The organism is Cupriavidus sp. UBA2010 (genome assembly GCF_002335265.1).
Lineage (GTDB): Bacteria > Pseudomonadota > Gammaproteobacteria > Burkholderiales > Burkholderiaceae > Cupriavidus > Cupriavidus metallidurans.
The window spans coordinates 17,225-43,527 of the sequence record NZ_DDCI01000012.1 but is presented as its reverse complement, the minus strand read 5'-3'; the positions used below and the strand labels follow the sequence as shown (position 1 = coordinate 43,527).

General features: G+C 64.3%; 25 protein-coding genes. 3 read left to right on the top strand and 22 right to left on the bottom strand.

Translation table 11 applies throughout. The features are described 5' to 3' along the window. Positions 1-6: 6 nt before the first annotated feature. Genes hisS through ndk form a run of 6 tightly spaced genes read right to left on the bottom strand, consistent with a single transcriptional unit; the run spans position 7 to position 6,202 of the window. A complete protein-coding gene (hisS, locus tag B2246_RS07540) occupies positions 7-1,350 on the bottom strand; it encodes a histidine--tRNA ligase (protein WP_008643762.1) in 1,344 nt (447 codons plus the stop codon). A 54-nt stretch (positions 1,351-1,404) separates the two neighbouring features. Further along, positions 1,405-2,697 (bottom strand): flavodoxin-dependent (E)-4-hydroxy-3-methylbut-2-enyl-diphosphate synthase, encoded by a 1,293-nt coding sequence (gene ispG / locus B2246_RS07535; RefSeq protein WP_186425006.1) that lies wholly within the window; start codon positions 2,695-2,697, stop codon positions 1,405-1,407. A gap of 48 nt (positions 2,698-2,745) precedes the next feature. Further along, positions 2,746-3,807, bottom strand: coding sequence for a RodZ domain-containing protein (locus B2246_RS07530; protein WP_186425005.1), 1,062 nt, complete (start codon positions 3,805-3,807; stop codon positions 2,746-2,748). Beyond that, positions 3,800-4,576, bottom strand: coding sequence for a type IV pilus biogenesis/stability protein PilW (pilW, locus tag B2246_RS07525; RefSeq protein WP_186425004.1), 777 nt, complete (start codon positions 4,574-4,576; stop codon positions 3,800-3,802). The genes B2246_RS07530 and pilW overlap by 8 nt, the downstream gene beginning before the upstream one ends. Then, positions 4,573-5,727: a 23S rRNA (adenine(2503)-C(2))-methyltransferase RlmN gene (gene rlmN, locus B2246_RS07520; protein ID WP_029307560.1), complete on the bottom strand. Its 1,155-nt coding sequence runs from the start codon at positions 5,725-5,727 to the stop codon at positions 4,573-4,575. Before rlmN ends, pilW begins: the two co-directional genes overlap by 4 nt. 49 nt (positions 5,728-5,776) lie before the next feature. Beyond that, positions 5,777-6,202, bottom strand: coding sequence for a nucleoside-diphosphate kinase (gene ndk / locus B2246_RS07515; protein ID WP_008643751.1), 426 nt, complete (start codon positions 6,200-6,202; stop codon positions 5,777-5,779). A 340-nt stretch (positions 6,203-6,542) separates the two neighbouring features. On the opposite strand from ndk, the gene B2246_RS07510 reads away from it, so the two are divergent. Next, positions 6,543-7,250 carry a Bax inhibitor-1/YccA family protein gene (locus B2246_RS07510; protein ID WP_008643750.1) on the top strand — a complete coding sequence of 236 codons (708 nt, stop codon included), beginning with the start codon at positions 6,543-6,545 and terminating at the stop codon, positions 7,248-7,250. Between the two features lie 63 nt (positions 7,251-7,313). Here the strand turns inward: B2246_RS07510 and rlmD are convergent, their stop codons facing one another. Beyond that, a complete protein-coding gene (gene rlmD, locus B2246_RS07505) occupies positions 7,314-8,714 on the bottom strand; it encodes a 23S rRNA (uracil(1939)-C(5))-methyltransferase RlmD (protein ID WP_286882174.1) in 1,401 nt (466 codons plus the stop codon). Between the two features lie 89 nt (positions 8,715-8,803). Between rlmD and B2246_RS07500 the strand changes: the two genes are divergently transcribed. Then, on the top strand, positions 8,804-9,658 hold the full coding sequence (locus tag B2246_RS07500; protein WP_286882175.1) for an endonuclease/exonuclease/phosphatase family protein: 855 nt from the start codon (positions 8,804-8,806) through the stop codon (positions 9,656-9,658). 1 nt (position 9,659) lies between these two features. Here B2246_RS07500 and B2246_RS07495 read toward each other — a convergent pair whose 3' ends face one another. The 5 genes from B2246_RS07495 to surE all read right to left on the bottom strand — a co-directional run bounded on the left by B2246_RS07495 (position 9,660) and on the right by surE (position 14,305). After that, complete coding sequence (locus B2246_RS07495; RefSeq protein ID WP_008643743.1) at positions 9,660-10,496, bottom strand: 3'-5' exonuclease; 837 nt, start codon at positions 10,494-10,496, stop codon at positions 9,660-9,662. Continuing rightward, the gene (gene rpoS / locus B2246_RS07490; RefSeq protein ID WP_286882176.1) at positions 10,493-11,653 is read right to left on the bottom strand and encodes an RNA polymerase sigma factor RpoS; all 1,161 of its coding nucleotides are present in this window, start codon (positions 11,651-11,653) and stop codon (positions 10,493-10,495) included. The genes B2246_RS07495 and rpoS overlap by 4 nt, the downstream gene beginning before the upstream one ends. A gap of 6 nt (positions 11,654-11,659) precedes the next feature. Continuing rightward, the gene (locus tag B2246_RS07485; protein ID WP_286882177.1) at positions 11,660-12,547 is read right to left on the bottom strand and encodes a peptidoglycan DD-metalloendopeptidase family protein; all 888 of its coding nucleotides are present in this window, start codon (positions 12,545-12,547) and stop codon (positions 11,660-11,662) included. 8 nt (positions 12,548-12,555) lie between these two features. Beyond that, positions 12,556-13,464 (bottom strand): protein-L-isoaspartate(D-aspartate) O-methyltransferase, encoded by a 909-nt coding sequence (locus B2246_RS07480; protein WP_286882178.1) that lies wholly within the window; start codon positions 13,462-13,464, stop codon positions 12,556-12,558. Positions 13,465-13,552: 88 nt separating this feature from the next. Further along, positions 13,553-14,305, bottom strand: a complete 753-nt coding sequence (gene surE / locus B2246_RS07475) for a 5'/3'-nucleotidase SurE (protein WP_286882179.1) — start codon at positions 14,303-14,305, stop codon at positions 13,553-13,555. A 178-nt stretch (positions 14,306-14,483) separates the two neighbouring features. Between surE and B2246_RS07470 the strand changes: the two genes are divergently transcribed. Next, the gene (locus B2246_RS07470) at positions 14,484-15,458 is read left to right on the top strand and encodes an NADPH:quinone oxidoreductase family protein (protein WP_286882180.1); all 975 of its coding nucleotides are present in this window, start codon (positions 14,484-14,486) and stop codon (positions 15,456-15,458) included. Positions 15,459-15,525: 67 nt separating this feature from the next. Here B2246_RS07470 and B2246_RS07465 read toward each other — a convergent pair whose 3' ends face one another. The 10 genes from B2246_RS07465 to B2246_RS07420 form a co-directional block, all read right to left on the bottom strand. Further along, a complete protein-coding gene (locus tag B2246_RS07465; protein WP_186425000.1) occupies positions 15,526-16,317 on the bottom strand; it encodes an ABC transporter permease in 792 nt (263 codons plus the stop codon). Between the two features lie 27 nt (positions 16,318-16,344). Beyond that, positions 16,345-17,157, bottom strand: coding sequence for an ABC transporter ATP-binding protein (locus B2246_RS07460; RefSeq protein WP_286882181.1), 813 nt, complete (start codon positions 17,155-17,157; stop codon positions 16,345-16,347). Between the two features lie 102 nt (positions 17,158-17,259). Then, positions 17,260-18,303, bottom strand: coding sequence for an ABC transporter substrate-binding protein (locus tag B2246_RS07455; protein WP_029307553.1), 1,044 nt, complete (start codon positions 18,301-18,303; stop codon positions 17,260-17,262). 171 nt (positions 18,304-18,474) lie between these two features. After that, on the bottom strand, positions 18,475-19,455 hold the full coding sequence (locus B2246_RS07450) for a Bug family tripartite tricarboxylate transporter substrate binding protein (protein WP_286882183.1): 981 nt from the start codon (positions 19,453-19,455) through the stop codon (positions 18,475-18,477). Between the two features lie 58 nt (positions 19,456-19,513). Further along, the gene (locus B2246_RS07445) at positions 19,514-20,482 is read right to left on the bottom strand and encodes a hydroxymethylglutaryl-CoA lyase (protein ID WP_286882198.1); all 969 of its coding nucleotides are present in this window, start codon (positions 20,480-20,482) and stop codon (positions 19,514-19,516) included. 8 nt (positions 20,483-20,490) lie between these two features. Further along, positions 20,491-21,687 (bottom strand): CaiB/BaiF CoA transferase family protein, encoded by a 1,197-nt coding sequence (locus B2246_RS07440; RefSeq protein ID WP_035882319.1) that lies wholly within the window; start codon positions 21,685-21,687, stop codon positions 20,491-20,493. Between the two features lie 165 nt (positions 21,688-21,852). Beyond that, complete coding sequence (locus B2246_RS07435) at positions 21,853-22,758, bottom strand: LysR family transcriptional regulator (RefSeq protein WP_008647482.1); 906 nt, start codon at positions 22,756-22,758, stop codon at positions 21,853-21,855. Between the two features lie 6 nt (positions 22,759-22,764). Continuing rightward, positions 22,765-23,379 carry a recombination mediator RecR gene (gene recR, locus B2246_RS07430; RefSeq protein ID WP_008647479.1) on the bottom strand — a complete coding sequence of 205 codons (615 nt, stop codon included), beginning with the start codon at positions 23,377-23,379 and terminating at the stop codon, positions 22,765-22,767. A 28-nt stretch (positions 23,380-23,407) separates the two neighbouring features. Next, a complete protein-coding gene (locus B2246_RS07425) occupies positions 23,408-23,734 on the bottom strand; it encodes a YbaB/EbfC family nucleoid-associated protein (RefSeq protein WP_008647477.1) in 327 nt (108 codons plus the stop codon). 80 nt (positions 23,735-23,814) lie between these two features. Then, entirely contained in the window at positions 23,815-26,211 is a 2,397-nt protein-coding gene (locus tag B2246_RS07420; RefSeq protein ID WP_286882184.1) for a DNA polymerase III subunit gamma/tau, read from the bottom strand. Between the last annotated feature and the right edge of the window lie 92 nt (positions 26,212-26,303).

Below are 26,303 nucleotides of genomic sequence, written 5' to 3'. Positions count from 1 at the left end.
GGCAGATTATTGCTCGTCGTCGCCTTCGATCTCATCGACCATCGCGTCGATGATGAATTCGACAACCTGCTCGGCCGGCACAGTGGTTTGCTGGCCACCTTCGGCCGCATTGCCGCCGCGCAGTTGCTTGACCTGCACCGTGCCTGCGGCGATTTCGTCGTCGCCAATGATAACTGCAAAGGATGCGCCACTTGCATCGGCACGCTTCATCTGCGACTTGAAGCTCCCGCTCTTGCCGTCCGGCGTAGCATGGAGGACCACGTCCAGCCCGGCGTCACGCAGGCGTTCGGCGGCGATCATTGCCTGCTGGTTCGCCAATTCACCCTGGTGGACCATGTAGACGTCACAGCCCTGCACATCCGGCACCAGGTTTTCTTCGCGGATCAGTTCGATGATCCGCTCGATGCCCATTGCCCAGCCGCATGCCGGCGCAGGCTTGCCGCCCATCTGCTGGATCAGCGGGTCATAACGGCCACCGCCGGCGATCGTGCCCTGGGCACCCAGCTTGTCCGTGATCCACTCGAACACGGTCAGGTTGTAGTAGTCCAGGCCGCGCACCAGACGCGGGTTGATCTTGAACGGAATATTGTTGGCAAGCAGGATCCTCTTGACGCCCTCGAAGTGCGCGAGCGACTCTTCCCCGAGGAAATCGATCAGCTTCGGCGCATTGGCGGCCATCTCCTGCAGCGCCGGATTCTTCGTGTCCAGCACGCGCAACGGGTTCGTGTACAGACGACGCTTGCTGTCCTCATCGAGGATGTCCTGGAAGCCTTCCAGGTACTTGATGAGCTGCTCGCGATGCGCGGCGCGCTCGTGTGCCTGGCCCAGCGAGTTCAGTTCCAGACGGACGTTGGTCAGCCCGAGGTCGTCCCACAGGCGCTGGCACATCAGGATGATTTCCGCGTCGACGTCAGGGCCGGCAAAGCCGAGTGCTTCCGCGCCGAGCTGGTGGAACTGACGATAGCGGCCGCGCTGCGGACGCTCGTGACGGAACATCGGACCGATGTACCAGAGACGCTTGGGACCGTCATACAGCAGGTTATGCTCGATCGTCGAGCGCACGGCCGCGGCGGTGCCTTCCGGACGCAGCGTCAGATTCTCGCCGTTCAGGGAATCGGTGAAGGAGTACATCTCCTTCTCGACGATGTCTGTGACCTCGCCGATACCGCGCACGAACAGCTGGGTATGCTCGACGATCGGCGTGCGGATCTGCTGGTAGCCATAGGCGCGCAACATGCTGCGCGCCGCGCTTTCGAACATATCCCACAGCGGGGCGTCAGTGGGCAGCATGTCGTTCATGCCCTTCACGCCCTGCAGTGCCTTGGCGGCCTTCGTCTTGTCTTCGCTCATGTCTGATTTGTTGTTACGGTGATGCCCGATCCTTGCGCGATGGCGCCGAATCGATCAGGCCACCGCTTCTTGTGAAGCCTGTTTCGCGCCCGGACCGTAGTGCGAACGTACATACTCGTCGACGATCGCCTGAAACTCCTGCGCGATGTTCTCGCCGCGCAGGGTCTTCACCTTGACGCCGTCCACGAACACCGGCGCCGCAGGCGATTCGCCCGAACCCGGCAGCGAAATACCGATGTTGGCGTGCTTGCTTTCGCCAGGGCCGTTGACGATGCAGCCCATCACGGCCACATCCATTTCTTCCACGCCCGGATAGTCCGTCTTCCAGACCGGCATCTGCTCGCGCAGATACGACTGGATGCTTGCCGCCAGTTCCTGGAACGTCGTGCTGGTGGTGCGGCCGCAACCCGGGCACGCGATCACCATCGGCGTGAAGTTGCGCAGCCCCATCGTCTGCAGGATTTCCTGACCGACGTAGACTTCCTTCTCGCGCGGCGCGCCGGGTTCCGGCGTCAGCGAAATCCGGATCGTGTCGCCGATACCTTCCTGCAGCAGCACCGACAGCGCAGCCGTCGACGCAACGATGCCCTTGCTGCCCATGCCGGCTTCAGTCAGACCCAGATGCAGCGCATAGTCGCAGCGGCGCGCCAGCTCGCGGTACACCGCGACCAGTTCCTGCACCTGCGATACCTTGCACGACAGAATGATCTGATTGGCCGGCAAACCGATCTCTTCGGCCTTCTGGGCCGACTCGATCGCCGACGTGATCAGCGCCTCTACCATCACGCTTTGCGCGGGCCACGGTTCGGCGCGCTGGGCGTTCTCGTCCATGATGCGTGCCAGCAGATCCTGATCCAGGCTGCCCCAGTTCACGCCGATACGCACCGGCTTGTTGTAGCGGCACGCCATCTCGATCATCTCGGCGAACTGCTTGTCGCGCTTGGCGCCCTTGCCCACATTGCCGGGGTTGATCCGGTACTTCGAGAGCGCCTGCGCGCACTCGGGATAGTCATGCAGCAGGGTATGGCCGTTGTAGTGGAAGTCACCCACCAGCGGCACACTCACGCCCATACGGTCGAGTTGCTCGCGAATCGCCGGCACGGCCGCGGCGGCTTCCGGCGTGTTCACCGTGATACGGACGATCTCCGAACCGGCGCGTGCCAGTTCCTTGATCTGGATTGCGGTGCCAATGGCATCCACCGTATCGGTGTTGGTCATCGACTGCACGCGCACTGGCGCGCCGCCGCCGATCGTCACGATGTTGTCGCCCCACACAACACTGGCCTGGCGCGAAATGCGACGCGGCAGCGGGCCCGGGATCACGGGCTGGAAAGCATTCTGGTTCATTGCATTACCACCTTTTCTTGCATGGCTGACCGCGCCACCCGCAGCGCATTACTGCAGGGTCAGGCGGGCCACATTATTCCGGTTGGACGCCTGGAAGTTCACTGCGGCACCATTGTGCGTCAGCGACTCAACGCCCTTCACATTCCCGAGAATGACCTTGTAGGGCCCGCCCGCACCACCACCCGACACGGTATCGCCAGCCTTGGCCGTACCGCCGAGAATGACCTTGCCGGTGCGGTCTCGTACTTCATACCAGCTATCGGCCGAGAAACGGATCCGCACAGCACCCGCACTATCGTCCTGCGCAGCGGGAACCGTGGCAGCCGGCGTAGCGGCTGGCGTTTTTGCCGCCTCAGCGGGCGCCTCTCCACCCGTGACCATCGGCAAACCCGCCGACGTGGTAGTCGGAGCCGGCGTGACTGCCACGGACTGCGCAGCTGATGCCGAGGCAGTCTCGGACGGTGCTGGCGAGTCGTTGCCGGTCATCACCGGCGGCAACGCTGCGCTCACCGTGCCATCGTTATTGCTCTGCTCCTGGGCCCGCTCCTCGACAACAGCCGGTTTGGGCGCCTCGGCCTCGGCCGCGGCCTTGCTGCGGGCTTCGACCCATGCCTTGGCATGATCAAAGCCGAAATATCCACCAACGCCGATCAAGGCCAGCACGCAAACCAGCCAGACCCAGCGCCCACCGGCACCACCGCCAGTACCCTTCGAACCGAAGCGATTGCGATCGTCGAAAGCCTGATTGAGTGCGCCCTCATGACGCTGCGTGATCCCGGTAACCGGCGTGGCCTGAGCCTGCGCGTGATAGCGCCCCAGCAACCCGTCGATATTCACCTGGAGCGCCCGCGCGTAAGCACGCATCACACCCTTGGCGAACGTCACATCGGGCAGGCTCGATACATTGCCCGACTCGATGGCGACAAGCTTCGACGCTGCCACCTTCAGTCGTGCACTGACATCTTCCAAAGAAAGCCGCTGCGCCTCGCGAGCGTCTTTCAATTTCGCCCCGATCTCGCGGGCAACGGCCTCGCGGTCGGAGTCTGTCGCGCCACCGCCGACGTGACCCGTCGTCGCGGCCTGGCTGTCGGCGCGCTCTTGTTCACTCATCCCAAGCTCCTCTCTCGTATGCGGTCAACTCGCGCGAGTCGGGGAACCGGCTGCGCAGTTGTGCCGTGAGTGCGTTCTGTGTTTCGGTATCGCCCTGTCGGCGGGCGATGCGCGCACCCAGCCAGAGGGATTGCGCGCTGGCAAAGCGGCTGCTGTTGACGCGGCCAACGTAGTCCCTGGCCTGCGGCATCTCCCCGCGTTGGAAACTGAGCTGCGCGAGGTTCGTCAGCAACGCCGGATCATTGCGGTCGTAGCCATAGGCCGTCTGGAGACTCTTCTGCGCCGAAATCAGGTCGCCATTGCGCATCTCGCAAGCGCCCAGGTTCGTCAACGGCTTGACGGGGCCATTGATGGACGGTGCCTGCACCGCGCGCTGCAGCATGGTCTTCGCCTCTGCATAGCGGTTGCTCTGACACAGGAACCAGCCGTAGTTGTTCAACACATCCGGGTCGCTGTCGCGCATGCTCAGCGCGGTGCGGAAACTGTCCTCGGCCAGGGCGGTCTCGTTCATGCCCATGTAGATCAGCGCGCGAACGTGATAAGCGTCGACCAGCGTCGGATCGATATTGATGGCCTGCTTGACCTCGTCAAGCGCCACCGAATACTGGCGCGCCTCAAGGTACTGCGTGGCCAGGCGCAGCCTGATACTGGCGCGCTTGTCGGCCGGAGTCTGATCGGAAGCGGTCTTGATGTCCTGGGCGGGTGCAGGCGGCAACGAACAGGCGGACAGCATCAGCCCGAGCAGGGCAGCAACGATCAGACGGGTCATGCAGGACGGGCCTCCCGAGGGGCGCCGGCGTCAGCCACCGGCACCAGTGGCGTGATCTTGCCGAACTTGCCGCGCTCGGCCAGACGGGTACGATCCATGACTTCGCCAGCAAGCTGGCCACACGCGGCGTCGATGTCGTCGCCTCGTGTTTTGCGGATCGTCGTGACAATCCCCGCATCCATCAATACCTGGGCGAAGCGGCGAATCTGCTCGTTGTTCGAGCGCTTCAGCCCCGATTCCGGGAACGGGTTGAACGGAATCAGGTTGAACTTGCACGGCACGTCGGCCACAAGCTTCAACAGTTCCCGCGCATGTTCGACGCCATCGTTGACGCCATCGAGCATGCAGTATTCGAAAGTAATGAAATCGCGCGGGGCGAATTCCAGGTAGCGGCGACAAGCCGCCATCAGCTCGGCCAGCGGGTACTTGCGGTTGAGCGGCACGAGCACGTCGCGCAGCGCATCATTCGAGGCGTGTAGCGAAACCGCCAGCGCCACGGGCAAGTCCTTCGACAGGCGGTCCATCATCGGCACCACGCCGGACGTGGACAACGTCACGCGCCGGCGCGACAGGCCGTACGCATTGTCATCGAGCATCAGCCGCATGGCCGGCACGACCGCGTCATAGTTGAGCAGCGGCTCGCCCATGCCCATCATCACCACATTGGAGATGACACGCTCGTCCTTGGGGCCGCGACCCAGTTGGGCGCGCATCGCGAACTCGGCCATCCAGAGCTGGCCGATAATCTCACCGGTGGAGAGATTGCGGGAAAAACCTTGCTTGCCGGTCGAACAGAACCGGCAATTGACGGCGCACCCCGCCTGCGACGACACACACAGCGTGCCGCGCGTGTCCTCGGGGATGTACACCGTCTCCACCGCGTTACCGTCCCCCACGTCGAGCAGCCATTTGCGCGTGCCATCGGACGATGTATTGTCCGAAATGGCAGCGGGCGAGCGGATCTCGGCACGCGTCGCGAGCTTTTCGCGCAGCGACTTGGCGAGATCCGTCATGGCGTCGAAGTGGCTGGCTCCAAACTGGTGGATCCAGCGCTGCAACTGCCGCGCACGGAATGGCTTCTCGCCGAGCTCGCCGCAATAGGCGGTGAGCGCGTCCGCGTCGAGATCGAGCAGGTTGACGAGATTGTTCATGACGGCAGTTCCAACTTGACTACAGGTTCAGTCGTGATGTCAGAGACAATCAGCGGCTGTAAACGTTCATGCCCGGGAAGAAGAAAGCCACTTCCGCGGCAGCCGTTTCCGGAGCATCCGAACCGTGCACGGCGTTAGCGTCGATGCTGTCGGCGAAATCGGCGCGGATCGTGCCCTTTTCAGCCTTCTTCGGGTCGGTGGCGCCCATCAGGTCGCGGTTCTTGGCGATAGCGCTTTCGCCTTCCAGAGCCTGGATCATGACCGGGCCCGAAACCATGAAGTCCACCAGATCCTTGAAGAACGGGCGCTCCTTGTGAACAGCGTAGAACTGCTCGGCTTCACCGCGCGACAGGTGAGCCATCTTGGCTGCAACGACTTTCAGGCCGGCGGCCTCGAAACGGGCGTAGATCTGGCCGATAACGTTCTTGGCCACAGCATCCGGCTTGATAATCGACAGGGTGCGTTCGATCGCCATGAAAAACTCCGAAAAATGAAGGGGTTACAAATGGATTAAACGTGCAATTCTAGCACGACCGCATGGCGGTTTCGAACATGCCTGCCAATGCATTTCCAGGCGCGCCCGACGCCGCAGACCACTGGGCAAAAAGATATCCATAAGTAACTTATCGACCGGAAATCGCGGGAACGGAAGCGCGTAGACCCCGTCAAATGTTTGCGTTTTCGGAAAACAACTATTGAACGGGGATATTGTCCATACAAAGCCCCCTTGCAAATCCGCGGGCGCGATGCCACATTGGCGCTGTGCTGGCCGGGTTGCCCCGGCGCCTCACTGATATCTGATGACAGGAGTCACCATGAACAACAAGCTGAATACCTATGGTTTCGGCAATAGTGCTGCGAGCGCCACTGATGTAGCCGTCCGCAACCGGGTCCTTCGCAATACTTACTGGCTGCTGGCCATTTCGATGATTCCAACCGTGATCGGCGCCTGGATCGGCGTGGTCACTGGATTCACCGCGATGATCGCTGGCAGCCCGATGATGTCGGCCGTGCTGTTCCTCGCGGTCGCCTTCGGCTTCATGTTCGCCATTGAGAAGACCAAGAACAGCAGCATGGGCGTGGTCCTGCTGCTGGCCTTCACCTTCTTCATGGGTCTGATGCTGGCGCGCATCCTCAGCTTCACGCTGTCGTTCTCGAACGGCCCTGCACTGATCATGTACGCCTTTGGCGGTACCGCAGCCGTTTTCGGCGTGATGGCCACCATTGCCAGCGTGAGCAAGCGTGACTTCTCCGGCCTGGCCAAGTTCCTGTTCGTCGGCGTGATCCTGCTGATCCTGGCCAGCCTGGCCAACATCTGGCTGCAACTGCCGGCGCTGATGATCACGCTGTCCGTGATCGCTATCGGCATCTTCTCGGCGTTCATCCTGGTGGACGTGCAGCGCGTGGTGAATGGCGGTGAAACCAACTACGTGACCGCCACGCTCGCGATCTACCTGGACGTGTACAACGTGTTCGTGAACCTGCTGGCCTTGCTCGGCATCGCAGGCGGCAGCCGCGACTGACCCGCATCTGCCAACGAAAAAGCCGCCCTCGGGCGGCTTTTTTCATGAGCGCGCCATGTGGATTCAGTCGCGTTCGAACACCGCGATCGACTCCACGTGCGACGTATGCGGGAACATATTGACCACGCCCGCGCCGGCCAGGCGGTAGCCGGCCTCGTGCACCAGCAAGCCCGCGTCGCGCGCCAGCGTCGCCGGACTGCACGACACGTAGACGATACGCTTCGGCAGCACGTCGCTACCGGCCTGACTCAGTTCAGCAAGCGCCTTGCAGACAGCCAGCGCACCCTCGCGCGGCGGGTCTACCAGCCAGCGGTCGAAGCGGCCCAGCGCCGCGATGTCCTCGGCGGTCACCTCGAACAGATTGCGGCAGGCGAAGGACGTCTTGGCTGCCAGCCCGTTGTACTCGGCATTGGCCAGCGCACGCGTGGTCAGCGCCTCGCTTCCCTCGATCCCCATGACGGACGCACCCTGCGTCGCCAGCGGCAGCGTGAAATTGCCAATGCCGCAGAACAGGTCGAGCAGCCGGTCAGTCGGTTTCGCATCCAGCAGACGTAGCGCGCGACCAATCAGCACGCGATTGATCTGGTGATTGACCTGCGTGAAGTCGGTCGGCTTGAACGGCATCCGGATGCCGAATTCGGGCAGCGTATAGGCCAGCTCCTGCTCGGCCGGATAAAACGGATAGACCGTGTCCGGCCCCTTCGGCTGGAGCCAGAACTGCACCTGATGCTGATCGGCGAAGGCCCGCAGCAAGTCCTTGTCGGCGTCGTTGAGCGGCTCCAGGATGCGCAACACAAGTGCGGTCACCTCCGCACCAACGGCCAGTTCGATCTGCGGCATCCGATCATGGATCGACAGGCCGCCCACCAACTCGCGCAGCGGCACCAGCATTGCCGACACATGCGGCGGCAGGATCTCGCAGCGCGTCATGTCCGCCACATAGCTGCTCTTGCGCTCGTGGAAGCCCACCAGCACTCCACCCTTCTTGGCAACGTGCCGCACCGTCAGACGGGCGCGGTAGCGATAGCCCCAATCCGGGCCCGCGATCGGGCGGAACACGACGTCGGGCTTCACCTTCGACAGGTGCCAGAGATTGTCTTCGAGCACACGCTGCTTGATTGCCAGTTGCGCGCGCGAATCCAGGTGCTGCATCGAGCAGCCGCCGCACACGCCAAAATGCTGGCAACCCGGCTCCACCCGCATGACGGAGGCCTGCTTCACCTCGACGAGATGGGCCTGTTCGTAGCTAGGCTTGCGGCGATAGCTGCGATACGCCACCGTCTCGCCGGGCAGCGCGCCCTCGACGAAAATCACCTTGCCTGGCGTGCCATCCTCGTTCTCAAGACGGCCGACGCCACGCGCCTCCATGTCGAGGCTGTCGATCTTGACGACGGGATCATTGGAAGCGGCGGAAGCGGCAGATGCCGCGTCCGGGCGGCTTGTCGGATTGGGCTGGGAAGACACGGCTTGAGACACCAGTGGGACCTGTCGTATTGTTTTGCAAAAGCGCGATTGTAGTCCAGTCGCGGCGCCCGACACCGAAGGGGCAGGCTATGGAACTGATTTCGTGGAATATCCAGTGGGGCCGCGGGGCCGACGGCAAGGTCGATCTCGCACGCATTGTTGACACCCTGCGTGGAATGGCCGATGCCGACGTGCTCTGCCTGCAGGAAATCACGCGCGGCTTCAGCGACCTTGCCGGCCACCCCGGCCCCGATCAGGTGGCCGAACTCTCCGCCCTGTTGCCGGACTACCAGGTGATCTTCGCCCCCGGCGTCGACCGGACCCACCGTGACGGCAGCCCGCGCCAATTCGGTAACGTAATCGCCACTCGCCTGCCAGTGCGCGAGATCTTCCACCATGCCCTGCCCTGGCCCGCCGATCCCGATGTCGCATCAATGCCCCGCGTGGCACTGGAAGTCACGGTGCAGGCCGGCAGTCGACTGCTGCGCGTCATCTGCACGCACCTGGAGTATTACTCGACATCGCAGCGCGCGGCGCAGACCGAAGCGTTACGCGACTGGCATGTGCAGGCTTGCGACCACGCGCGCCACCCGGGTCGATCGGAAAGCCGGCCCGGCCCGTTCACACCGGAACCCCGGCCGAGCGAGGCGATCCTGTGCGGCGACTTCAACAGCCGGCCGGAAGCTGGGGCCTATCTGCGCATGGTGGAAACCTATGGCGGCGTCACGCCGGACTGGCACGACGCATGGATCCATATGCATCCCGGGCAACCGCACGCACCCACCTGCGCACTGTTCGACAAGGAGCAATGGCCGGAGCCACCCTTCGCCTGTGACTTCGTATTCGTGACAGACGATCTGCTCGGGAATGTGGGCCGGTGCGAGGTCAACGACCGCACAGATGCATCGGACCATCAACCGATCCACCTGACGATGGATCTGTAGATCAGTCGTCGTCCTCGCTCTCCGGGCTCATCGGCTGGAGTCGGAACGCCCGCAGGTATTCCATCCACTGCTCCCCGGGAAGCTCTGCCAGCGTCTCCTGGGCCAGTGCCACCTCCATATCGAACTCGCGCGGCGTCAGGCCGCCGCGCATGAGCTGAAAGCGACAGTACATCAGGTACGTGTTGACGACATCGGTCTCGCAGTAGTCGCGGATCTCGTTCAGCTTTCCCGCCTGATAGGCTTCCCAGACCTTGCTGCCGTCCATCCCCATCTTGCCGGGGAATCCGCACAGCTTCGCCAGATCGTCGAGTGGCGCGCTCGCGCGCGGCTGGTACATCGCCAGCAGGTCCATCAGGTCGAGGTGCCGCATGTGATAGCGGCTAATGTAGTTGTTCCACTTGAAGTCGCGGCTGTCGTCGTCGCGGCCCTCGCCCATTTCCCAGTAGCGCGGCGCAGAGACGCCGTGAACCAGGCCACGGTAGTGCAGCACGGGCAGATCGAAGCCGCCACCATTCCAGGACACGAGTTGCGGGCTATAGCGCGCAATCAATTCGTAGAACTTCTGGATCAGCGTTGCCTCGCCATCCTCGAGCGTGCCCAGCGAGCCGACATGAAACACCGCCGATCCGTCGCGTTGCGTCCGACGCAGCACGCACGAAATGGCGGCCACGCGCTGCAGATAGTGCGGCAGGAAGTCGGAGCCGGTCTTCTCCCGGCGGGCGGCGAACGCATGCTCGGCGACTTCGGCGTCGCTCATCGATGCGGGATGGTCATGCAAACGGCGCAGGCCGTCGACATCGGGAATCGTCTCGATGTCGAATACCAGCACAGGGGTCATAGAACGGCGTCCTTGCGTACACCTTGCGAAGCGAAATGCCGTTTGAGCTTGACCAGCGCTTCCTGCTGGATCTGACGCACGCGCTCGCGCGTGAGACCCATTTCCTCGGCCAGCTCCTCGAGCGTGGCCGGCTCGATGTGATTGAGGCCGAAACGGCGCTCCACCACATAGCGATGCTTCTCCGACAGGCGCGCCAGCCAGAGTTTCATCAGGTTTTCCAGCTCGCGGTGGGCCACCTCCTGATCGGGTGCGGCGTTATGCTCGTCGGAAAGGAAATCGAGCAGGCTGGAGCCCGGGTCGAGATCGAACGGCGTGTCGAGCGAGGTGGTATGTTCATTGAGTGCCAGCACGTCCTGCACCTCGTCCGGCGTCTTGCCGAGCAGGTGGGCGATGTCCTCGAGGCTGGCGTCGCGGCCATCGGTGCCACCTTTTTCAAGATGGCGCTTGGCGCGCAGAACTTGGTTGAGTTCACGAATCACGTGCACAGGCAAGCGCACGGTGCGTGCCTGGTTCATGATCGCGCGCTCGATGCTCTGGCGAATCCACCAGGTGGCATACGTCGAAAAGCGGAATCCGCGCGATGGATCGAATTTCTCGATCGCGTGCATCAGGCCCAGGTTGCCTTCCTCGATCAAGTCGAGCAGCGGCACACCCCGATTCAGATAGCCCTTGGCGATGCTGACCACGAGACGCAGATTGCGCTCGATCATCACCTGACGCGCGGAAAAGTCGCCGCCCTTGGCCAGCGTGGAGAAATGGAGTTCCTCCGGTGCGGACAGCAGCGGCTTGATGCTGATGCGATTGAGATAATGCTGGACCGTGTCGGCGGCGAGTTCCGTGTGCAACACGGTACGGAAGTCATCGGGCTCGGCAGTGGTCTCACTGCTGGCTTCTTCCTCATCCTCTTCGGATTCTTCCTCGTCGCCGTCGTCGTGATCGGCGTCGTCCGCATTCAAGTCCGTGTTGCGCAGGCCGACACGCGAAACTGGCGCGATCGGCTCATCGGCGACGGGTACCAGTTCGGCGGCCGGATCGTCGCCGAACATTTCCGTGTCGATCCCGCCGTCAGGTCTTGCCACTCCAGCCTTTCCTTCCGGCTGCTTGGGACGACGGGTCCTGCTGACAACTCCGGATGAGACAGTTTTCTGGCGTGGCATGAAACCTCACTGTGGCGGCAGATACCGCATCGGATCGACCGGTTTCCCGTTTTTGCGGACCTCGAAGTGCAGCTTGACCCTGTCAGAATCACTGTTACCCATTTCGGCAATCTTCTGGCCCTTTCGGACCGTAGATTGCTCTGTGACCAGCACCTTGTCGTTGTGCCCGTAGGCCGTCAAGTACGTGTCATTGTGTTTGATGATGACAAGATTCCCGTAGCCGCGCAAGGGGCCAACGTGAATCACTCGCCCCTCATCGGCGGCCAGCACTGCATCGCCCTTTTTACCCGCAATATCAATGCCTTTGTTGCTCTTCTCGTCAAATTTGCCGATCAATTGGCCGCTGGCCGGCCAAGCCAGGCGAATATCGGACGCCGGCGCGGAAGCCGATGCCGAAGGCGTTGCTGCCGGGGCTGCCGCGGTCGATGCAGGCGCCGCCGCTACAGCGGCTGGCGTGCTGGTCGTCGCGCCGACAGGCGCGCCTACCGGACGGGACGAATCGATCGGCTGGGACTGGACGACACCCGACGCCACCGGCACGGTTGCCACGCCAGGCGCGGCGTTCACGTCCGCACCCGGCGGCACCACGCGCAACAGTTGGCCAACCTCTATCTGGTTCGCATTGGCCATATTGTTCCAGCTCGCCACATCCCGATACGACTGGCCATTTTCGAGCGCGATACGGTAAAGCGTATCGCCTCGCTTGACCCGATAGTATCCGGGCGGCGCCGGCTCGGTGGAGGCAGCCTGCTGGGCGCCGGCCGTGGAGGTGCGATCCACCACAGGGGCGGGCATGGGGGAGTTGGCGCAGGCGGCCAGAACGGCTGCGATCGCCACGACGCTCAAACGTTGTCCGACTCGCGCGAAAGAATCCGATTTCACGATGTTGTGCATAGTTCGACTCAGATGGTGCCCGATTTTAAGGGCACAAAGAAAACCGCTTCAAGCGCAGTTCTGTGAAAACGATGCCGGTTGAGGCGCTCGATCAGCAGCAACTGCTGCGTCACGGTCTGCCCGGTCGCGCCAGAACTGGGCGCGACCACCGGGGCGATCAGCCGCCCGCCGATGGCCAGTTGTTCCAGCAACGCTTGCGGAACCTCCATGCCAGCGGCGGCCAGGATGATCGACGAAAACGGCGCGGCCTGCGGCAGGCCAAGCATCCCGTCGCCGTAATGCAACCGGATGTTTGGCACGCGTAGCGGCCGCAGGTTCGCCTTGGCTTGTTCGTGCAGCGGACGAATCCGCTCTATGGAGAACACTTCCTGCGCCACCAAGCTCAGCACGGCCGCCTGATAACCGCAGCCAGTGCCGATCTCCAGCACACGCGCCAGCGCGTGATCGGATGACATCCCTTCGCGCAGCAACTCAATCATGCGCGCCACCACGGACGGCTTCGAAATGGTTTGCTGATGTCCAATCGGCAACGCAGCGTCTTCGTACGCCTGGGAAGCCAGGCCCGGCTCCATGAACAGGTGGCGCGGCACCGTGGCAATGGCGCCAAGCACCCGCTCGTCGCGAATGCCGCCGGCGCGCAGGCGGGCTGCCAATGCCGCCCGAGCCCGATCCGATGCCATCCCACCCCCGCCAGCCACCGCTGCGGACGCCCGAGCTTCCACGGCGCTGCCCGGCGGCGGCGGTGCAACCGGCGGAGCCGCCGGCTTGCGTGGCTTGACAGCCGTCGGTGCCGGCGCCGGGGACGCCGCGCGCTTGCCGACCGCAGGCATTCCGGCGGTTCGTGCTGGCGCGGGCTTGCGCTCAACCACCGCATCGAGCGGAAGTGGAAAGCGGGATCGGCGCGGCGTGGAACTCATTTGAACAGGTACGGCAATCTGACGGATACGCGCAGGCAGGCGCGGGGATTCGATGTGAACGACTGAAGGCAGCGTGGCGATGACACGCTCACCCCAACCACTGTTCGATTTTTTCGAGCTGGCCGCGATGAGTCAGATCCAGCTGCAACGGTGTCAGCGAGACGTAGCCATTGGCGGTCGCGTGAAAATCGGTGCCTTCGCTCGCGTCGCGCGCGTCGCCGGCCGGCCCGATCCAGTAATTGGTTTCCCCGCGCGGATTCACCTGCACCACCACCGGTTGTGACGGATGCCGCTTGCCGAGACGCGTGGCGCGTTGCCCGCGGATATGTTCGTACGGCAGGTTCGGGATATTGACGTTGAGCAGCAGCGGCTCGGTCGGCGGGTGAGCGATCACATGCTCGACGATCTCGCGCGCCACGCGCGCCGCGGCGTCCAGGTGCTCCCAGCCGTGATTGACCTGCGAGAACGCGATCGACGGAATCCCGAACAGATAGCCCTCGATGGCTGCGGCCACCGTGCCCGAGTACAGGACGTCCTCGCCCATGTTCTGCCCCTGGTTGATCCCGGAGACCACCAGATCGGGCATATCATCGAGCAGGCCGGTCAGCGCCACGTGCACGCAATCGGTCGGCGTGCCATTGATGAAGCGAAAACCTTTCTGCACGCCCTCCCGCGCTTCGTAGACAGACAGCGGCCGCTGCAACGTCAGCGAATTCGATGCCCCGCTATGGTTCTGTTCGGGTGCGATCACGGTCACGCGCGCCAAGGGGGCGAGCGCGGCGTGGAGGACGGCGAGTCCCGGCGCGAGGTAGCCGTCATCGTTGGCGAGGAGGATATGCATGGCCGCGATTGTACCCGAGCAAAGCGGCGCGGGAGCGTCATCGTGCGCCCGGACATGCGGCGCCCGAATGGACGTCATGCAGCGATTTTTCGAACAGAACGACCGTGCTTTTCCTGCGCTACACTTGCCCGCAGCGCATGCGTACCCCCGCGCATGCCCCATTCCAACTGGAGACACAATGAAAGCCGTACTGTGCAAAGCCTGGGGCCCGCCCGACTCCCTGACCCTGGAAACGCTGCCCGATCTCGTGCCGGGTGATGGCGAGGTCGTCATCGACGTCAAGGCAGCCGGCGTCAACTTTCCCGATGTCCTGATCATTCAGAACAAGTACCAGGCCAAGCCGGAGCTGCCGTTCTCGCCCGGCTCCGAGCTGGCCGGCGTGGTCAATGCCGTTGGCGCGGGGGTCACGCACGTCAAGCCCGGCGACAAGGTCATCGCCTATCTCGGCAACGGCGCGTTTGCCAGCCAGGCCAAGGCGCCCGCCAAGGCCGTGGTGCCGATGCCTCCGGGCATCGACTTCGACGTGGCGGCGGCGTTCACGCTGACCTACGGCACATCCCACCATGCCGTGGTGGACCGTGGTGAGCTCAAGGCCGGTGAAACGATGCTGGTGCTGGGCGCGGCCGGTGGCGTGGGTCTGGCAGCCATCGAGATCGGCAAGGCCATCGGCGCGCGTGTGATCGCCGCGGCTTCCACCGATGAAAAGCTGGCAGTCTGCAAGGAACACGGCGCGGATGCGCTGATCAACTACAGCACCGAGGACCTGCGCGAGCGCGTCAAGGCGCTGACCGACGGCAAGGGCCCGGATGTCGTCTATGACCCGGTGGGCGGCGTCTATGCAGAACCGGCGTTCCGCTCGATCGCCTGGCGCGGCCGCTATCTGGTGGTGGGTTTCGCCAACGGCGAGATCCCCAAGATGCCGCTGAACCTGGCGCTGCTCAAGGGCGCATCGCTGGTGGGCGTGTTCTGGGGTGAGTTCGCGCGCCGCGAGCCGAAGGCCAATCAGGCCAACATGGCCCAGATGCTCGGCTGGATGAAGGAAGGCAAGATCCGCCCGCATATCTCGGCGCGGTATCCGCTGGAGCAGGCGCCGCAGGCACTCAAGGACATGGAAGCCCGCAAGGTGACCGGGAAGATCGTCATCACACCTTGAGTCGGACTTTTGTTTGCCCCTCTCCCGCTCGCGGGAGAGGGGCGAAATCAGACCGCAGCTTCAAGCGTCAGAGCTTCTCCGTCTCCCCCGACTTCGGCTGCCATCGCATCAGCCGCTTCTCCCCCATCGTCACCATCCAGTCGAGTACCAGCGCGAACGCGGTCAGCACCACGATGCCCGCGAACACCGTGTTGATGTCGAAGGTGCCTTCAGCCTGCAGGATCAGGTAGCCAACGCCACGCGCCGACCCCAGGTATTCGCCCACCACCGCCCCGACAAACGCCAGGCCCACCGAGGTATGCAGCGAGGAAAACACCCAGCTCGTGGCGCTCGGCAGGTAGACATGGCGCAGCAGTTGCCGCTTGTTGGCGCCGAGCATGCGCGCGTTGGCCAGCACCACCGGGCTTACTTCCTTGACGCCCTGATAGACGTTGAAAAAGACGATGAAGAACACCAGCGTCACCGCCAGCGCCACCTTTGACCAGATGCCGAGACCGAACCAGACCGCGAAGATCGGCGCCAGGATCACGCGTGGCATCGAGTTGGCAGCCTTGACGTAGGGATCGAGCACCGCCGAAGTGAACGGGCTCAGCGCCAGCCACAGGCCCACGCCCAGCCCGGACACGGTACCAATGCCGAATGCCAGCACCGTTTCGAGCAGCGTGACACCCAGGTGCAGGTAGATATCACGTTCGACGATGAACCAGCTCCAGATGCGCTGCGCCACCATCAGCGGCTCACCGAAGAAGAACGCCACTTGCTGGGAACGCGTGGCCATGTGCCACACGATCAGTACCACCGCAAGAAGCAGAAGCTGCCAGACGCGCAGCATACCTTTTGAGTCGGGACGAAAAGCCATGTTCGATTGTTGTCCGATCGGGGAAACTCAGGCCGCCTTGCGCTGCTGCGCGTAGCCCTTGAGCACTTCTTCGCGCAGCACGTCCCAGATTGCGGCGTGCAGCTCCACGAAGCGCGGATGGTTGCGGATCTCGGCCACATCGCGCGGCCGCGGCAGGTCGATGGAGAACTCGCCGATCGGGTGCGTGCCCGGCCCAGCGGACAGCACCACCACGCGGTCACTCATCGCGATGGCCTCGTCGAGGTCGTGCGTGATGAACAGCACGGCCTTGCGTTTGGCCGCCCACAGGTCGAGCACCTCGTTCTCCATGAGCTGGCGCGTCTGGATGTCCAGCGCCGAGAACGGCTCGTCCATCAGGATGATGTCCGGGTCCATCACCAGCGTCTGCGCCAGGCTCACACGCTTGCGCATGCCGCCGGATAGCTGGTGCGGATAACGATCGCCAAACCCGCCCAGCCCCACGCGCCGCAGCCATTCCTCGCCCTGCTTCACCGCTTCATCGCGCGGCACTCCGCGGAACTCCAGGCCGGCGATCACGTTGTCGAGCGCGCTGCGCCACGGCATCAGCGCTTCGGTCTGGAACATGTAGCCGGCACGCGCGTTGATGCCCTTGAGCGGCTCGCCAAAGACGCGCACGGTCCCGGTCGAGGGTTCGAGCAGGCCGGCCGATACGTTCAGCAGCGTCGACTTGCCGCAGCCGGTTGGGCCCACGACAGAGACAAACTCGCCGGGCTGGATGGATAGCGTGACGTCTCGCACAGCGGTATAGCGCTGCGCGCGGTCTTCGCGCGAGACGAAGGTGCAGGTCACGTTTTCGAGTGAAAGTGCAGGCGTGCTCATGACGGCATGACTCTGGGAAGCTTTCGCCCGCCGGACGGCTGGCGCGCGGCGGGCGACTGGGAGACGGCTCCTTGAAGGAGCCGGATCGGATACTGGCTTGTCTTACTTGTACTTGGCGTTGGCCTTCTGCACGAAGTTGTTCGTGAACGTGTTCTCGAGCTTGATCGCCTTGCCCTTGAGCTCCGGATCAAACTGCTGCAGCGTGTTCAGTGCCGTGTGCGGGCCATCGGCCGGCATCATGCCGTCCGGCGAAATTGCTTCCTTGACCTTGTCCCACGCGGCCAGATACAGCGCGCGGTCACCCAGCAGGTAGCTCTCCGGCACGGTCTTGACGATGTCCGACGGGCCGGCCTTTTGCAGCCACTTCAGCGCGCGCACCATGGCGTTGGCCATTGCCTGGGTGGTGTTCGGGTTCTGCTGGATGAACGACACCGACGCGTAGAGGCAGCCCGACGGCATATTGCCGCCGAACACGGTCTGCGTTTCCTTGATCGTGCGCGTGTCCGAGGCGATCTTGACCTCGTTCTTCTGCGTCAGCATCGAGATCACCGGATCGAGGTTGGCCATGGCGTCGATCTGGCCCGAACGCATCGCGGCCACCGCGCCGGCGCTGGCGCCCACACCGATGAACGACACGTCGGACGGCTTCAGCCCGGCCTTGGCCAGCACGAAGTTAGCCATCATGTTGGTCGACGAACCCGGCGCGGTCACGCCGATCTTCTTGCCCTTCAGGTCGGCAATCGACTTGAAGTTCGGCATGGTCTTGTTCGACACCACCAGCACGATCTGCGGCGCGCGGCCCTGGAGCACGAACTCCTGGTACTGCTGGCCCTTGGCCTGCAGGTTGATCGTGTGTTCGTACGCGCCCGACACCACATCGGCGCTGCCGCCGACCACGGCCTGCAGCGCCTTGGCGCCACCGGCAAAGTCGACGATCTCGACGTCGAGCCCTTCTTCCTTGAAGTAGCCCAGGCGCTCGGCGATCGTCAGCGGCAGGTAGTAGAACAGGTTCTTGCCCCCCACGGCGATGGTGACCTTGCTCTTCTCCGGCTTGCCCTGCGCCTGCGCGCTGCCAAACGTGAACCAGCCAGCCAGGAACAGCGCCAGCGCGATCAGCACCTGTTTCCAGAACTTCTTGTTGTACATATGGCTCTCCTGCCTTTTCTATTTCTGTTTGATCGAGGGGCGCGCCGCATGGCGGCTTGCTGCGATGCTAGCGGACGCAAGCGCCATGCGCATCGGGATCAATACCTAATCCCGGCAGACGCGGCGGCGGCCATGCTACACGCCGCCCCTTTCAGGCAGCTTGCCAACCCGTCATTCCGCGTGGATATCGGCGGCCTTGATCACCTTGGTCCAGCGCTGCAACTCGGCGCGCTGGTACTGGTCGAGCTGTTGCGGATTCATGTAGCGAGCCTCCGCGCCAAGCTCCTCGGCCTTCTTGCGGAACGCCTCCGACTTCATGATCTTCTCGATCTCGGTTGTCAGCCGGTCGATCACTGGCTTGGGCGTACCCACGGGCGCGTACATCGCGAACCAGGACGAAACGTCGAGATCGGGATAGCCGGCCTCCGGCGCCGACGGCACGTCCTTCAGGCTGGGCAGCCGGGTCTTGCTCGTGACCACGAGCGGGCGCAGCTTGCCGGCGGCGATATGGCCCATCAGCGGCGGCGGCGTGGTGATCGTCATGTCGACATTGCCGCCGAGCAGGTCGGTCATCGCTGGACCGGTGCCCTTGTAGGGCACGTGCGTGATCTTGATACCCGCCATCTCGTTAAGCAATTCGGTCGAGACGTGCTGCAGCGACCCATTGCCCGACGATGCGTAGTTGAGCTTGTTCGGATTGGCCTTGGCGTAGGCCACCAGCTCCTTCAGCGACTTCACCGGCAGGCTGGAACGCACCACCAGCACCTGCGGCGCCGACAGCAGGTTGGCCACCGGCGCGAAGTCCTTGACCGGGTCCCACGAAGTCTTCGTCAGCAACGGCGTGATCACGTGATAGCCCGAGTACTGCACCAGCAGCGTGTAGCCATCCGGCTTGGCCCGTTGCACAGCCTGCGCGGCAATCGTGCCATTGCCGCCGGGCTTGTTGTCGACCACCACCGATTGTCCGAGCGCCTTCGACAGCGGCTCGGAAATCATGCGGGCGGCCAGATCGGTCGTGCCACCGGCGGCGGCCGACACCACAAGCATGATCGGGCGATTGGGGTACGTGCCCTCCTGCGCGTGTGCGGCCGCGGACATGGCCAGACCGGTGGCAGCCAGCAGTGTGCCGGCACCAATCAGTGTGCGTTTCATGGTTGTCTCCGTATGTTTTATTGGGGGACTCAAAAAATCTGTCGGTTGATGCCTGCCATCAAGTCTTGGCGAAAAACTCTTCCATCCACGCTGGCGGCTGATGCGTGCGCAGGCGCGGGCCGGCGCGCAGGAGCTGGCTGGACACGTCGCGTTGCACCAGATCGGAGACGCCCGCGACCACGTCGAGCAGCGCATCCAGATCAACGCCCGTATCCACGCCCATCGACGCGAACATGTGCACAAGATCCTCGGTGCTGACGTTGCCGCTCGCGCCGGGCGCGTACGGGCACCCACCCAACCCACCGGCCGCGGCGTCGAACCGCGTCACGCCGGTCTGCCACGCGGCGATCGCGTTCGCCAGGCCCATGCCTCGGGTGTTGTGCAGGTGAATCGTCAGGCCAGTCTTCGGCAAGGCGTGCTGGAACGCTTCGCAGAGCGCGGCCACCTGGTTGGGATAGGCCATGCCCGTGGTATCGCACAGGGTGATACCCGCCGCGCCGGCATCGGCAAACGCCTTCGCCAGGCGCATGACCTCGGCTTCGCTGACGTCGCCCTCGAACGGGCAGCCGAATACGGTCGACAGCGATACGTTGACAGGCACGCCGGCCTTGCCCGCTTCAGCGATCATCGCCAGCAACTGGGCCTGCGACTGATCGCGCGTCATGCGCAGATTGGCGCGGTTGTGCGTCTCGCTGGACGACATCACCAGATTGACTTCGTCGGGGCGGCAAGACAACGCGCGCTCCAGCCCGCGCAGGTTCGGCACCAGCACGGTCAGCCCAACACCGGGGACGCGCTCGACCTGATGCATCACGGCTTCCGCATCTGCCAGCGCGGGAATGGCGCGGGCCGACGTGAACGACGTGGCTTCGATACGCGCGAAACCGCAACGTGCCAGCGCGTTGACGAAGGCGACCTTGCCCTCGGTGGGGACGATGAACGGTTCGATCTGGAGCCCGTCGCGCGGGGCGACTTCGTTGATCTCGACCTTCGCCGGGCCTGACAGCGGATACGTAGCAGCACTCATCTTGGCACTCATGCAATCACTCCACGATTACGCAGGTCGGCAATGGCCGCTGCGTCGAAGCCGGCATCGACCAGCACGGAATCGGTATGCTCGCCCAGCGTCGGCGCGCGATCGTGGATGCCGCCCGGATTGCCCGACAGCTTCGGCATGATGCCCGGCACCTCCACCTGCAGGCCCTTCGCGGATGTCACCGTCTCGATCACGCCACGCGCCCGGTAGTGCGGGTCTTCGGCGATGTCTTTGACGGTGTAGATGCGGCCAGATGGCACGTCGGCGGTGCGCAGCACCTCCAGCGCGGAGGCCACGGTTTGTGTCTTCGTCCAGGTGGTAATCGCAGCGTCGATCTCGTCGACACGCTTCACGCGGCCATCATTGCGTGCCAGCGCCGGGTCTTCGCCCAAGTCGTTGCGCCCCATCGCGGCCATCAGACGGCGGAAGATCGCGTCGCCGTTGGCAGCGATCAGCACATACTCACCGCAGCCGCACAGGTAGGCATTCGACGGCGCGATCCCCGGCAAGGCCCCCCCGGCCGGCTGGCGCACAGCGCCGAACGCGGAGTACTCGGGCAACAGGCTTTCGCTCAGATTGAACAGCGACTCGTACAGCGCCACGTCGATGACCTGGCCTTCGCCACCGCGCGCATCGCGTTCGTACAGCGCCAGCAGCACGCCAAGCGCGCCATGCAGGCCGGCGATCGTGTCACCCAGCGACAAGCCCGCGCGCACGGGCGGGCGTCCGGGCTCGCCGGTCAGGTAGCGCAGCCCGCTCATCGCCTCGGCCACCGCCGCAAAGCCGGGCTCATCCCGCTTCGGGCCGCTTTGGCCGTAGCCCGAGACTCGCACCATGATCAGCTTCGGATTGTCGGCATGAAGCACATCCCAGCCGAGCCCCCATTTCTCCATGGTTCCCGGGCGGAAGTTCTCGATCAGGACATCGGCCTCGCTGGCCAGCTTGCGCACCAGCGCCTGGCCCTCCGGCTGGCGCAGATCGATGGCAATCGACTGCTTGTTGCGTGACTGAGCTTCCCACCAGACCGAGGTGTCTTCGTGCAACATGCGCCACTTTCGCAGCGGATCGCCCTGCCCGGGCGGCTCCACCTTGACCACGTGTGCGCCGAAATCGGCAAGTGTCTTGGCGGCAAAGGGGCCTGCAATCAGCTGGCCCAGTTCGAGAACGCGGATGCCGTCGAGAATCTGTCGCGCCATGAGTGTCTCCGAGAAACTGACCCCAATTGGGGTGGATTGGCGTAGTTTCGACGGAGTGTGCCCCAGCGGCGGGGTGATGCGGAATCGGCATTCCGGAAAGCGGGCTTTCTCGGAATGCGAAAGATCAGGGAGAACCCTATAGGGTTCGGAAGCGGGCTCGGGGGCTCAGAATGGCGCGCGGTCGCCGCAGAGATGGCTGATCAGCAGCCGCGCCGAGACCGTGAGCCCGGCCGGGTCTCGCATGCCGATCAGCAGCGAGCGGCGCGCCCAGGCATCCTGAAGTCCGACCAGCGAGAGCCCCATCGACTTGACGTGCGGCTCCGCGGCGATCCGCGGCAGCACCCCCACGCCCAGACCGGCCATGACCATGCGGCACATCGCGTCGAAGCTCCGCACCTGGATGCGCAGCCGAAACTGCCGCTCGAGCCGACTACTTTCTTCCAGCAGCCGTGCCGCCAGCGAGGTCACCTGCGGCAAGCTGACGAAGTCGTATTCGAGCGCATCGGCATAGTGGACCGGGCCGTTTTGCGCCAGTGGATGCCCCGGAGGCGTGATGATGACGAGTTCGTCCTGCCGATACTCGACCGTCACCAGTCCCGCGCACGGCGTGCGGTCGGCGAAGATGCCCACATCGGCCCGGTTTTCCATGACAGCGGCAACGATGTCGCTGCTGTTGTGCTCTTCGAGTTCGATGCGGATGGTGGGATGCTGGCGCATGAACTGCGCCAGATCATCGGGAAGAAACTGCGTGATGGCCGAGGTATTGGCACAGACGCGCACCTGCCCGCGCACACCCGAGGCGTAGTCGGACATCACCCCGGCCATGCGCTCCACGTCCTGCAGGATGGTCAGCGCGTGGTGGAAGCAGGCCTGCCCCGCCTCGGTAAGCTGCACGCCAGCGGCATGGCGGAAAAACAGCGGCGCCCCGACCGCGGTCTCCAGGTCGGAGATCCGCTTGCTGGCAGCCGCCACGGCCAGATGCGATTGCCGCGCGCCGGCCGAGATACTGCCCTGCCGTGCCACGGCCACGAACAGCCCCAGCGTGACGAGATCGAAGCGCGCCAGATTCATGGTCCGTTACAGGGTGCGACGGTCCATCACGGCGCGGGCGATGGTGCCCGCATCCACGTATTCCAGTTCGCCACCCACCGGCACGCCTCGCGCCAGACGCGAGACCTTGAGCCCGCGCGCCTTCAGCATTTCGCCGATGTAGTGCGCGGTGGCTTCACCCTCGCTGGTGAAGTTGGTGGCGACGATCACCTCGCTGGCCGGGCCACCGAGTTCGGGGTCGGTAGCACGTGCCAGCAGGCGGTCGAGATGAATCTCCTTCGGACCGATGCCGTCGAGCGGCGAGAGCCGCCCCATCAGCACGAAATACTGGCCGCGATAGGTCAGCGTCTGCTCGATCATGACCTGATCGGCCGGCGTTTCGACCACGCAGAGCAGCGTCGCGTCACGCTCTGGATCGCTGCAAGTTCCGCAAATTTCGAGTTCGGTGAAGGTATTGCAGCGCGTGCAATGGCGGATGCCATCGACGGCCCCACGCAGCGCGTCGCCAAGCTTGCGCGCGCCTTCGCGGTCGTGCTGCAGCAGGTGATACGCCATGCGTTGGGCCGACTTCGGTCCAACGCCGGGCAGCACCTTGAGCGCCTCGATCAGCGCCTGCAGCGAGGTGGGCGGCGCCGCTCTCATGACAGAGCCGCCTGGTCTGAACGTGTCATCAGAATGGCAGCTTGAAGCCCGGAGGCAGCGGCAGACCCGACGTCATCGAACCCATCTTTTCTTGCGTGGTGGCCTCGGCCTTGCGCACGGCGTCGTTGAACGCGGCGGCTACCAGGTCTTCCAGCAGGTCCTTGTCATCGGCCAGCAGGCTCGGATCGATCGTGACGCGCTTGACGTCGTTCTTGCAGGTCATCACCACCTTCACAAGGCCGGCGCCGGACTGGCCCTCGACCTCGATCTGGGCAAGCTGCTCCTGCATCTTCTTCATGTTTTCCTGCATCTGCTGGGCTTGCTTCATCAGCCCGGCCAGTTGACCTTTCATCATGGGATCACTCCTTGAATACGTGTGGATGGGGGCGGGCGGCGCGGCCCTTGGTCAGGCGGCCGCCACTTGAAACTTGAAATTCAGGCTGCGCGCGGCTGGATCGACCCTGGCACGATCTGGCCGCCGAACTCCCGCAGCAGACCTTGTACAAACGGGTCGCGGTCGATCTCGGCCTCGGCTTCGCGCTGGCGTTCGGCACGCGCCGCGGCATCGACAGCCGCCGCGGTATGCGTCACGCCGCCGACGACGCATTGCACGCGCACGTCGACGCGGAAATGCTCGACCAGCGCGGCCTGAAGCCGCTCCGCGACGTTAGCTTCGGCAATCGCCGCAACCGGCACGCGCAGATGCAGCGTACGGCCGACCACGCGATGCAGTTCGCTTTGAAGTGCAAGCTGCTGGGCCAGCCCCTTGAGCGGCAGGGTGGCGGCGAACTCGGGCCAGTCGCCAGTGAAAACCGGCGGCGTGCCATCCTCGCCGGCGCTTGGCGCCACTTGCGGGACGGCAGGTGCCAGTTGCACTGCCGGTTCCGGTTCGGGCTTGCTGACCGGCTTGGCTGCCGATTGCGTCGGCGCCGGCTTGCGAGCAGCGCGCGGCGCGCGATCGGCGCTGTCGGATTCAAAGCCGTTGTCGAAACCACCGAAGCTCGGGTCATAGCCCGGATCGCTGTCGTACGGACCGATCACAGGCAGATCGGGCGGCATCTCTTCCCACGGCGGTACGTCACTTGCACCCGCGGCTTCCCACGGCGGGACGGACGTGGCTTCGGGTTGCGGCGCGGGCTTGGCGACCGGTGCCGGGCGCGCGGCCGCGACAGGGGCAGCAGCGGCCTTGCTCGGAGCGACAGCCGGCGTCACTGTCGGCGTCACTACCGGTGCAACGGCAGGCGAAACTGCCGGAGCCGGAGCCAACGCGGCAGTGGTAGCCGGCCGTGAGGCGGAAGGCGGACGCAGCGGCTGCGCAGCCGGGCGCGAACTGGCCGCGGCGGCGGCACCTGCGTTTGGCGCAGCTGACATCGGACGGCCAGCACGACCGGCGGAAGCTTGACGCGCGGCGGCCAACGCCGCACGGGCTGGCGACATCGACGTATCCACGTCAGCCTGGGGTGGCGCGGGTTCGGCTGACTTCGCTGGCGCAGCGGGCGTGGAGGGTGCTGCGGATGCAGCCGGAGCAGCGGCCGCAATCGGCGCAATCGGCGCAATCGGCGCTGCCGGCGCAACCACTGGCACAGCCTTGACCGGCTCGGCCGCCACAGGCTCGGCAGCAGCCGATGCCATGACCCGGGCCGACGGCGCAGCACTCGTCGTGCCAGCCGGGCGCGGGCGTGCCACCTGTTGCCCGCCACCGCCCTGTCCGCTCACCGGCGAAGCGGGAGCAATGGACGGCCGGAACGCCAGCATTCGCAGCAGCGTCATCGTGAAGCCGGCGTACTCGTCCGGCGCCAGCGCCAGTTCGCTGCGGCCAAGGTTGGCAATCTGATAGAAAAGCTGGGTTTCCTGGGCGTCGAACTGCCCAGCCAGGCGGCGTACGTCCTCGGCCTCGGGCCATTCGTCCTGCACGGAAGCCGGCACGGCCTGCGCCAGCGCAACCTTGTGCAGCAACGAGCCAAGATCCTGCAGCGCCCCGGCAAACGACAGGCTGCGGTCGGCCATGGAATCGGCGATGCCGAGCATCGTGGCGCCGTCTTCGGCAGCCAGCGCGTCGAGCAGTTGCACGAGGTAGCTCTGATCAATCGCCCCCAACATGCCGCGCACTGCCTCTTCCGACACCTGGCCAGCACTGTAGGCAATGGCCTGGTCGGTCAGCGACAGCGCATCGCGCATCGAACCGTGGGCGGCCTGCGCCAGCAGGCGCAGCGCGCTACCGTCGTGGCCGATCCCTTCCTGGGCCAGGATGTGGTCGAGGTGCGAGACGATGTGACCCGGCGGCATCTGCTTCAGATTGAACTGCAGGCAGCGTGACAGCACCGTGACCGGAATCTTCTGCGGATCGGTCGTGGCCAGGATGAACTTGACGTGCTCGGGCGGCTCCTCCAGCGTCTTCAGCATGGCGTTGAAGGCGTGGTTGGTCAGCATGTGCACTTCGTCGATCATGTAGACCTTGAAGCGGCCGGCCGTCGGGGCGTAGATCGCCTTGTCGAGCAGCTGCGCCATCTCGTCGACGCCGCGGTTCGACGCCGCGTCCATCTCGATGTAGTCGACGAACCGCCCGCTGTCGATTTCCGTGCAGGCCTTGCACTGGCCGCAAGGCTGGGCGGTGATACCGCCGTTGCCGTCAGGGCCGGTGCAATTGAGGGCCTTGGCCAGGATCCGGGACAGCGTGGTCTTGCCGACGCCGCGCGTGCCGGTGAACAGGTAGGCGTGATGCAGCCGCTGCTGTTCCAGCGCGTGCGTGAGCGCGCGGACCACGTGCTCCTGGCCGACCAGCGTGGTGAAATCCCTGGGGCGCCATTTGCGCGCTAGAACTTGATAACTCATGGCGGCGATTGTAGCAAAAGGCGGACCTGGGTCAGACCTGGATTTGGAGTTGCCAGATGCTATCGCACGCCGCCGCCATCCGTGAAGCGTCG

Bases quoted from the DNA above. Each gene is read 5' to 3' on its own strand.
- hisS (WP_008643762.1), bottom strand. From the start codon at position 1,350: ATGAGCGAAGACAAGACGAAGGCCGCCAAGGCACTGCAGGGCGTGAAG.
- ispG (WP_186425006.1), bottom strand. From the start codon at position 2,697: ATGAACCAGAATGCTTTCCAGCCCGTGATCCCGGGCCCGCTGCCGCGT.
- B2246_RS07530 (WP_186425005.1), bottom strand. From the start codon at position 3,807: ATGAGTGAACAAGAGCGCGCCGACAGCCAGGCCGCGACGACGGGTCAC.
- pilW (WP_186425004.1), bottom strand. From the start codon at position 4,576: ATGACCCGTCTGATCGTTGCTGCCCTGCTCGGGCTGATGCTGTCCGCC.
- rlmN (WP_029307560.1), bottom strand. From the start codon at position 5,727: ATGAACAATCTCGTCAACCTGCTCGATCTCGACGCGGACGCGCTCACC.
- ndk (WP_008643751.1), bottom strand. From the start codon at position 6,202: ATGGCGATCGAACGCACCCTGTCGATTATCAAGCCGGATGCTGTGGCC.
- B2246_RS07510 (WP_008643750.1), top strand. From the start codon at position 6,543: ATGAACAACAAGCTGAATACCTATGGTTTCGGCAATAGTGCTGCGAGC.
- B2246_RS07500 (WP_286882175.1), top strand. From the start codon at position 8,804: ATGGAACTGATTTCGTGGAATATCCAGTGGGGCCGCGGGGCCGACGGC.
- B2246_RS07495 (WP_008643743.1), bottom strand. From the start codon at position 10,496: ATGACCCCTGTGCTGGTATTCGACATCGAGACGATTCCCGATGTCGAC.
- rpoS (WP_286882176.1), bottom strand. From the start codon at position 11,653: ATGCCACGCCAGAAAACTGTCTCATCCGGAGTTGTCAGCAGGACCCGT.
- B2246_RS07485 (WP_286882177.1), bottom strand. From the start codon at position 12,547: ATGCACAACATCGTGAAATCGGATTCTTTCGCGCGAGTCGGACAACGT.
- B2246_RS07480 (WP_286882178.1), bottom strand. From the start codon at position 13,464: ATGAGTTCCACGCCGCGCCGATCCCGCTTTCCACTTCCGCTCGATGCG.
- surE (WP_286882179.1), bottom strand. From the start codon at position 14,305: ATGCATATCCTCCTCGCCAACGATGACGGCTACCTCGCGCCGGGACTC.
- B2246_RS07470 (WP_286882180.1), top strand. From the start codon at position 14,484: ATGAAAGCCGTACTGTGCAAAGCCTGGGGCCCGCCCGACTCCCTGACC.
- B2246_RS07465 (WP_186425000.1), bottom strand. From the start codon at position 16,317: ATGGCTTTTCGTCCCGACTCAAAAGGTATGCTGCGCGTCTGGCAGCTT.
- B2246_RS07460 (WP_286882181.1), bottom strand. From the start codon at position 17,157: ATGAGCACGCCTGCACTTTCACTCGAAAACGTGACCTGCACCTTCGTC.
- B2246_RS07455 (WP_029307553.1), bottom strand. From the start codon at position 18,303: ATGTACAACAAGAAGTTCTGGAAACAGGTGCTGATCGCGCTGGCGCTG.
- B2246_RS07450 (WP_286882183.1), bottom strand. From the start codon at position 19,455: ATGAAACGCACACTGATTGGTGCCGGCACACTGCTGGCTGCCACCGGT.
- B2246_RS07445 (WP_286882198.1), bottom strand. From the start codon at position 20,482: ATGAGTGCTGCTACGTATCCGCTGTCAGGCCCGGCGAAGGTCGAGATC.
- B2246_RS07440 (WP_035882319.1), bottom strand. From the start codon at position 21,687: ATGGCGCGACAGATTCTCGACGGCATCCGCGTTCTCGAACTGGGCCAG.
- B2246_RS07435 (WP_008647482.1), bottom strand. From the start codon at position 22,758: ATGAATCTGGCGCGCTTCGATCTCGTCACGCTGGGGCTGTTCGTGGCC.
- recR (WP_008647479.1), bottom strand. From the start codon at position 23,379: ATGAGAGCGGCGCCGCCCACCTCGCTGCAGGCGCTGATCGAGGCGCTC.
- B2246_RS07425 (WP_008647477.1), bottom strand. From the start codon at position 23,734: ATGATGAAAGGTCAACTGGCCGGGCTGATGAAGCAAGCCCAGCAGATG.
- B2246_RS07420 (WP_286882184.1), bottom strand. From the start codon at position 26,211: ATGAGTTATCAAGTTCTAGCGCGCAAATGGCGCCCCAGGGATTTCACC.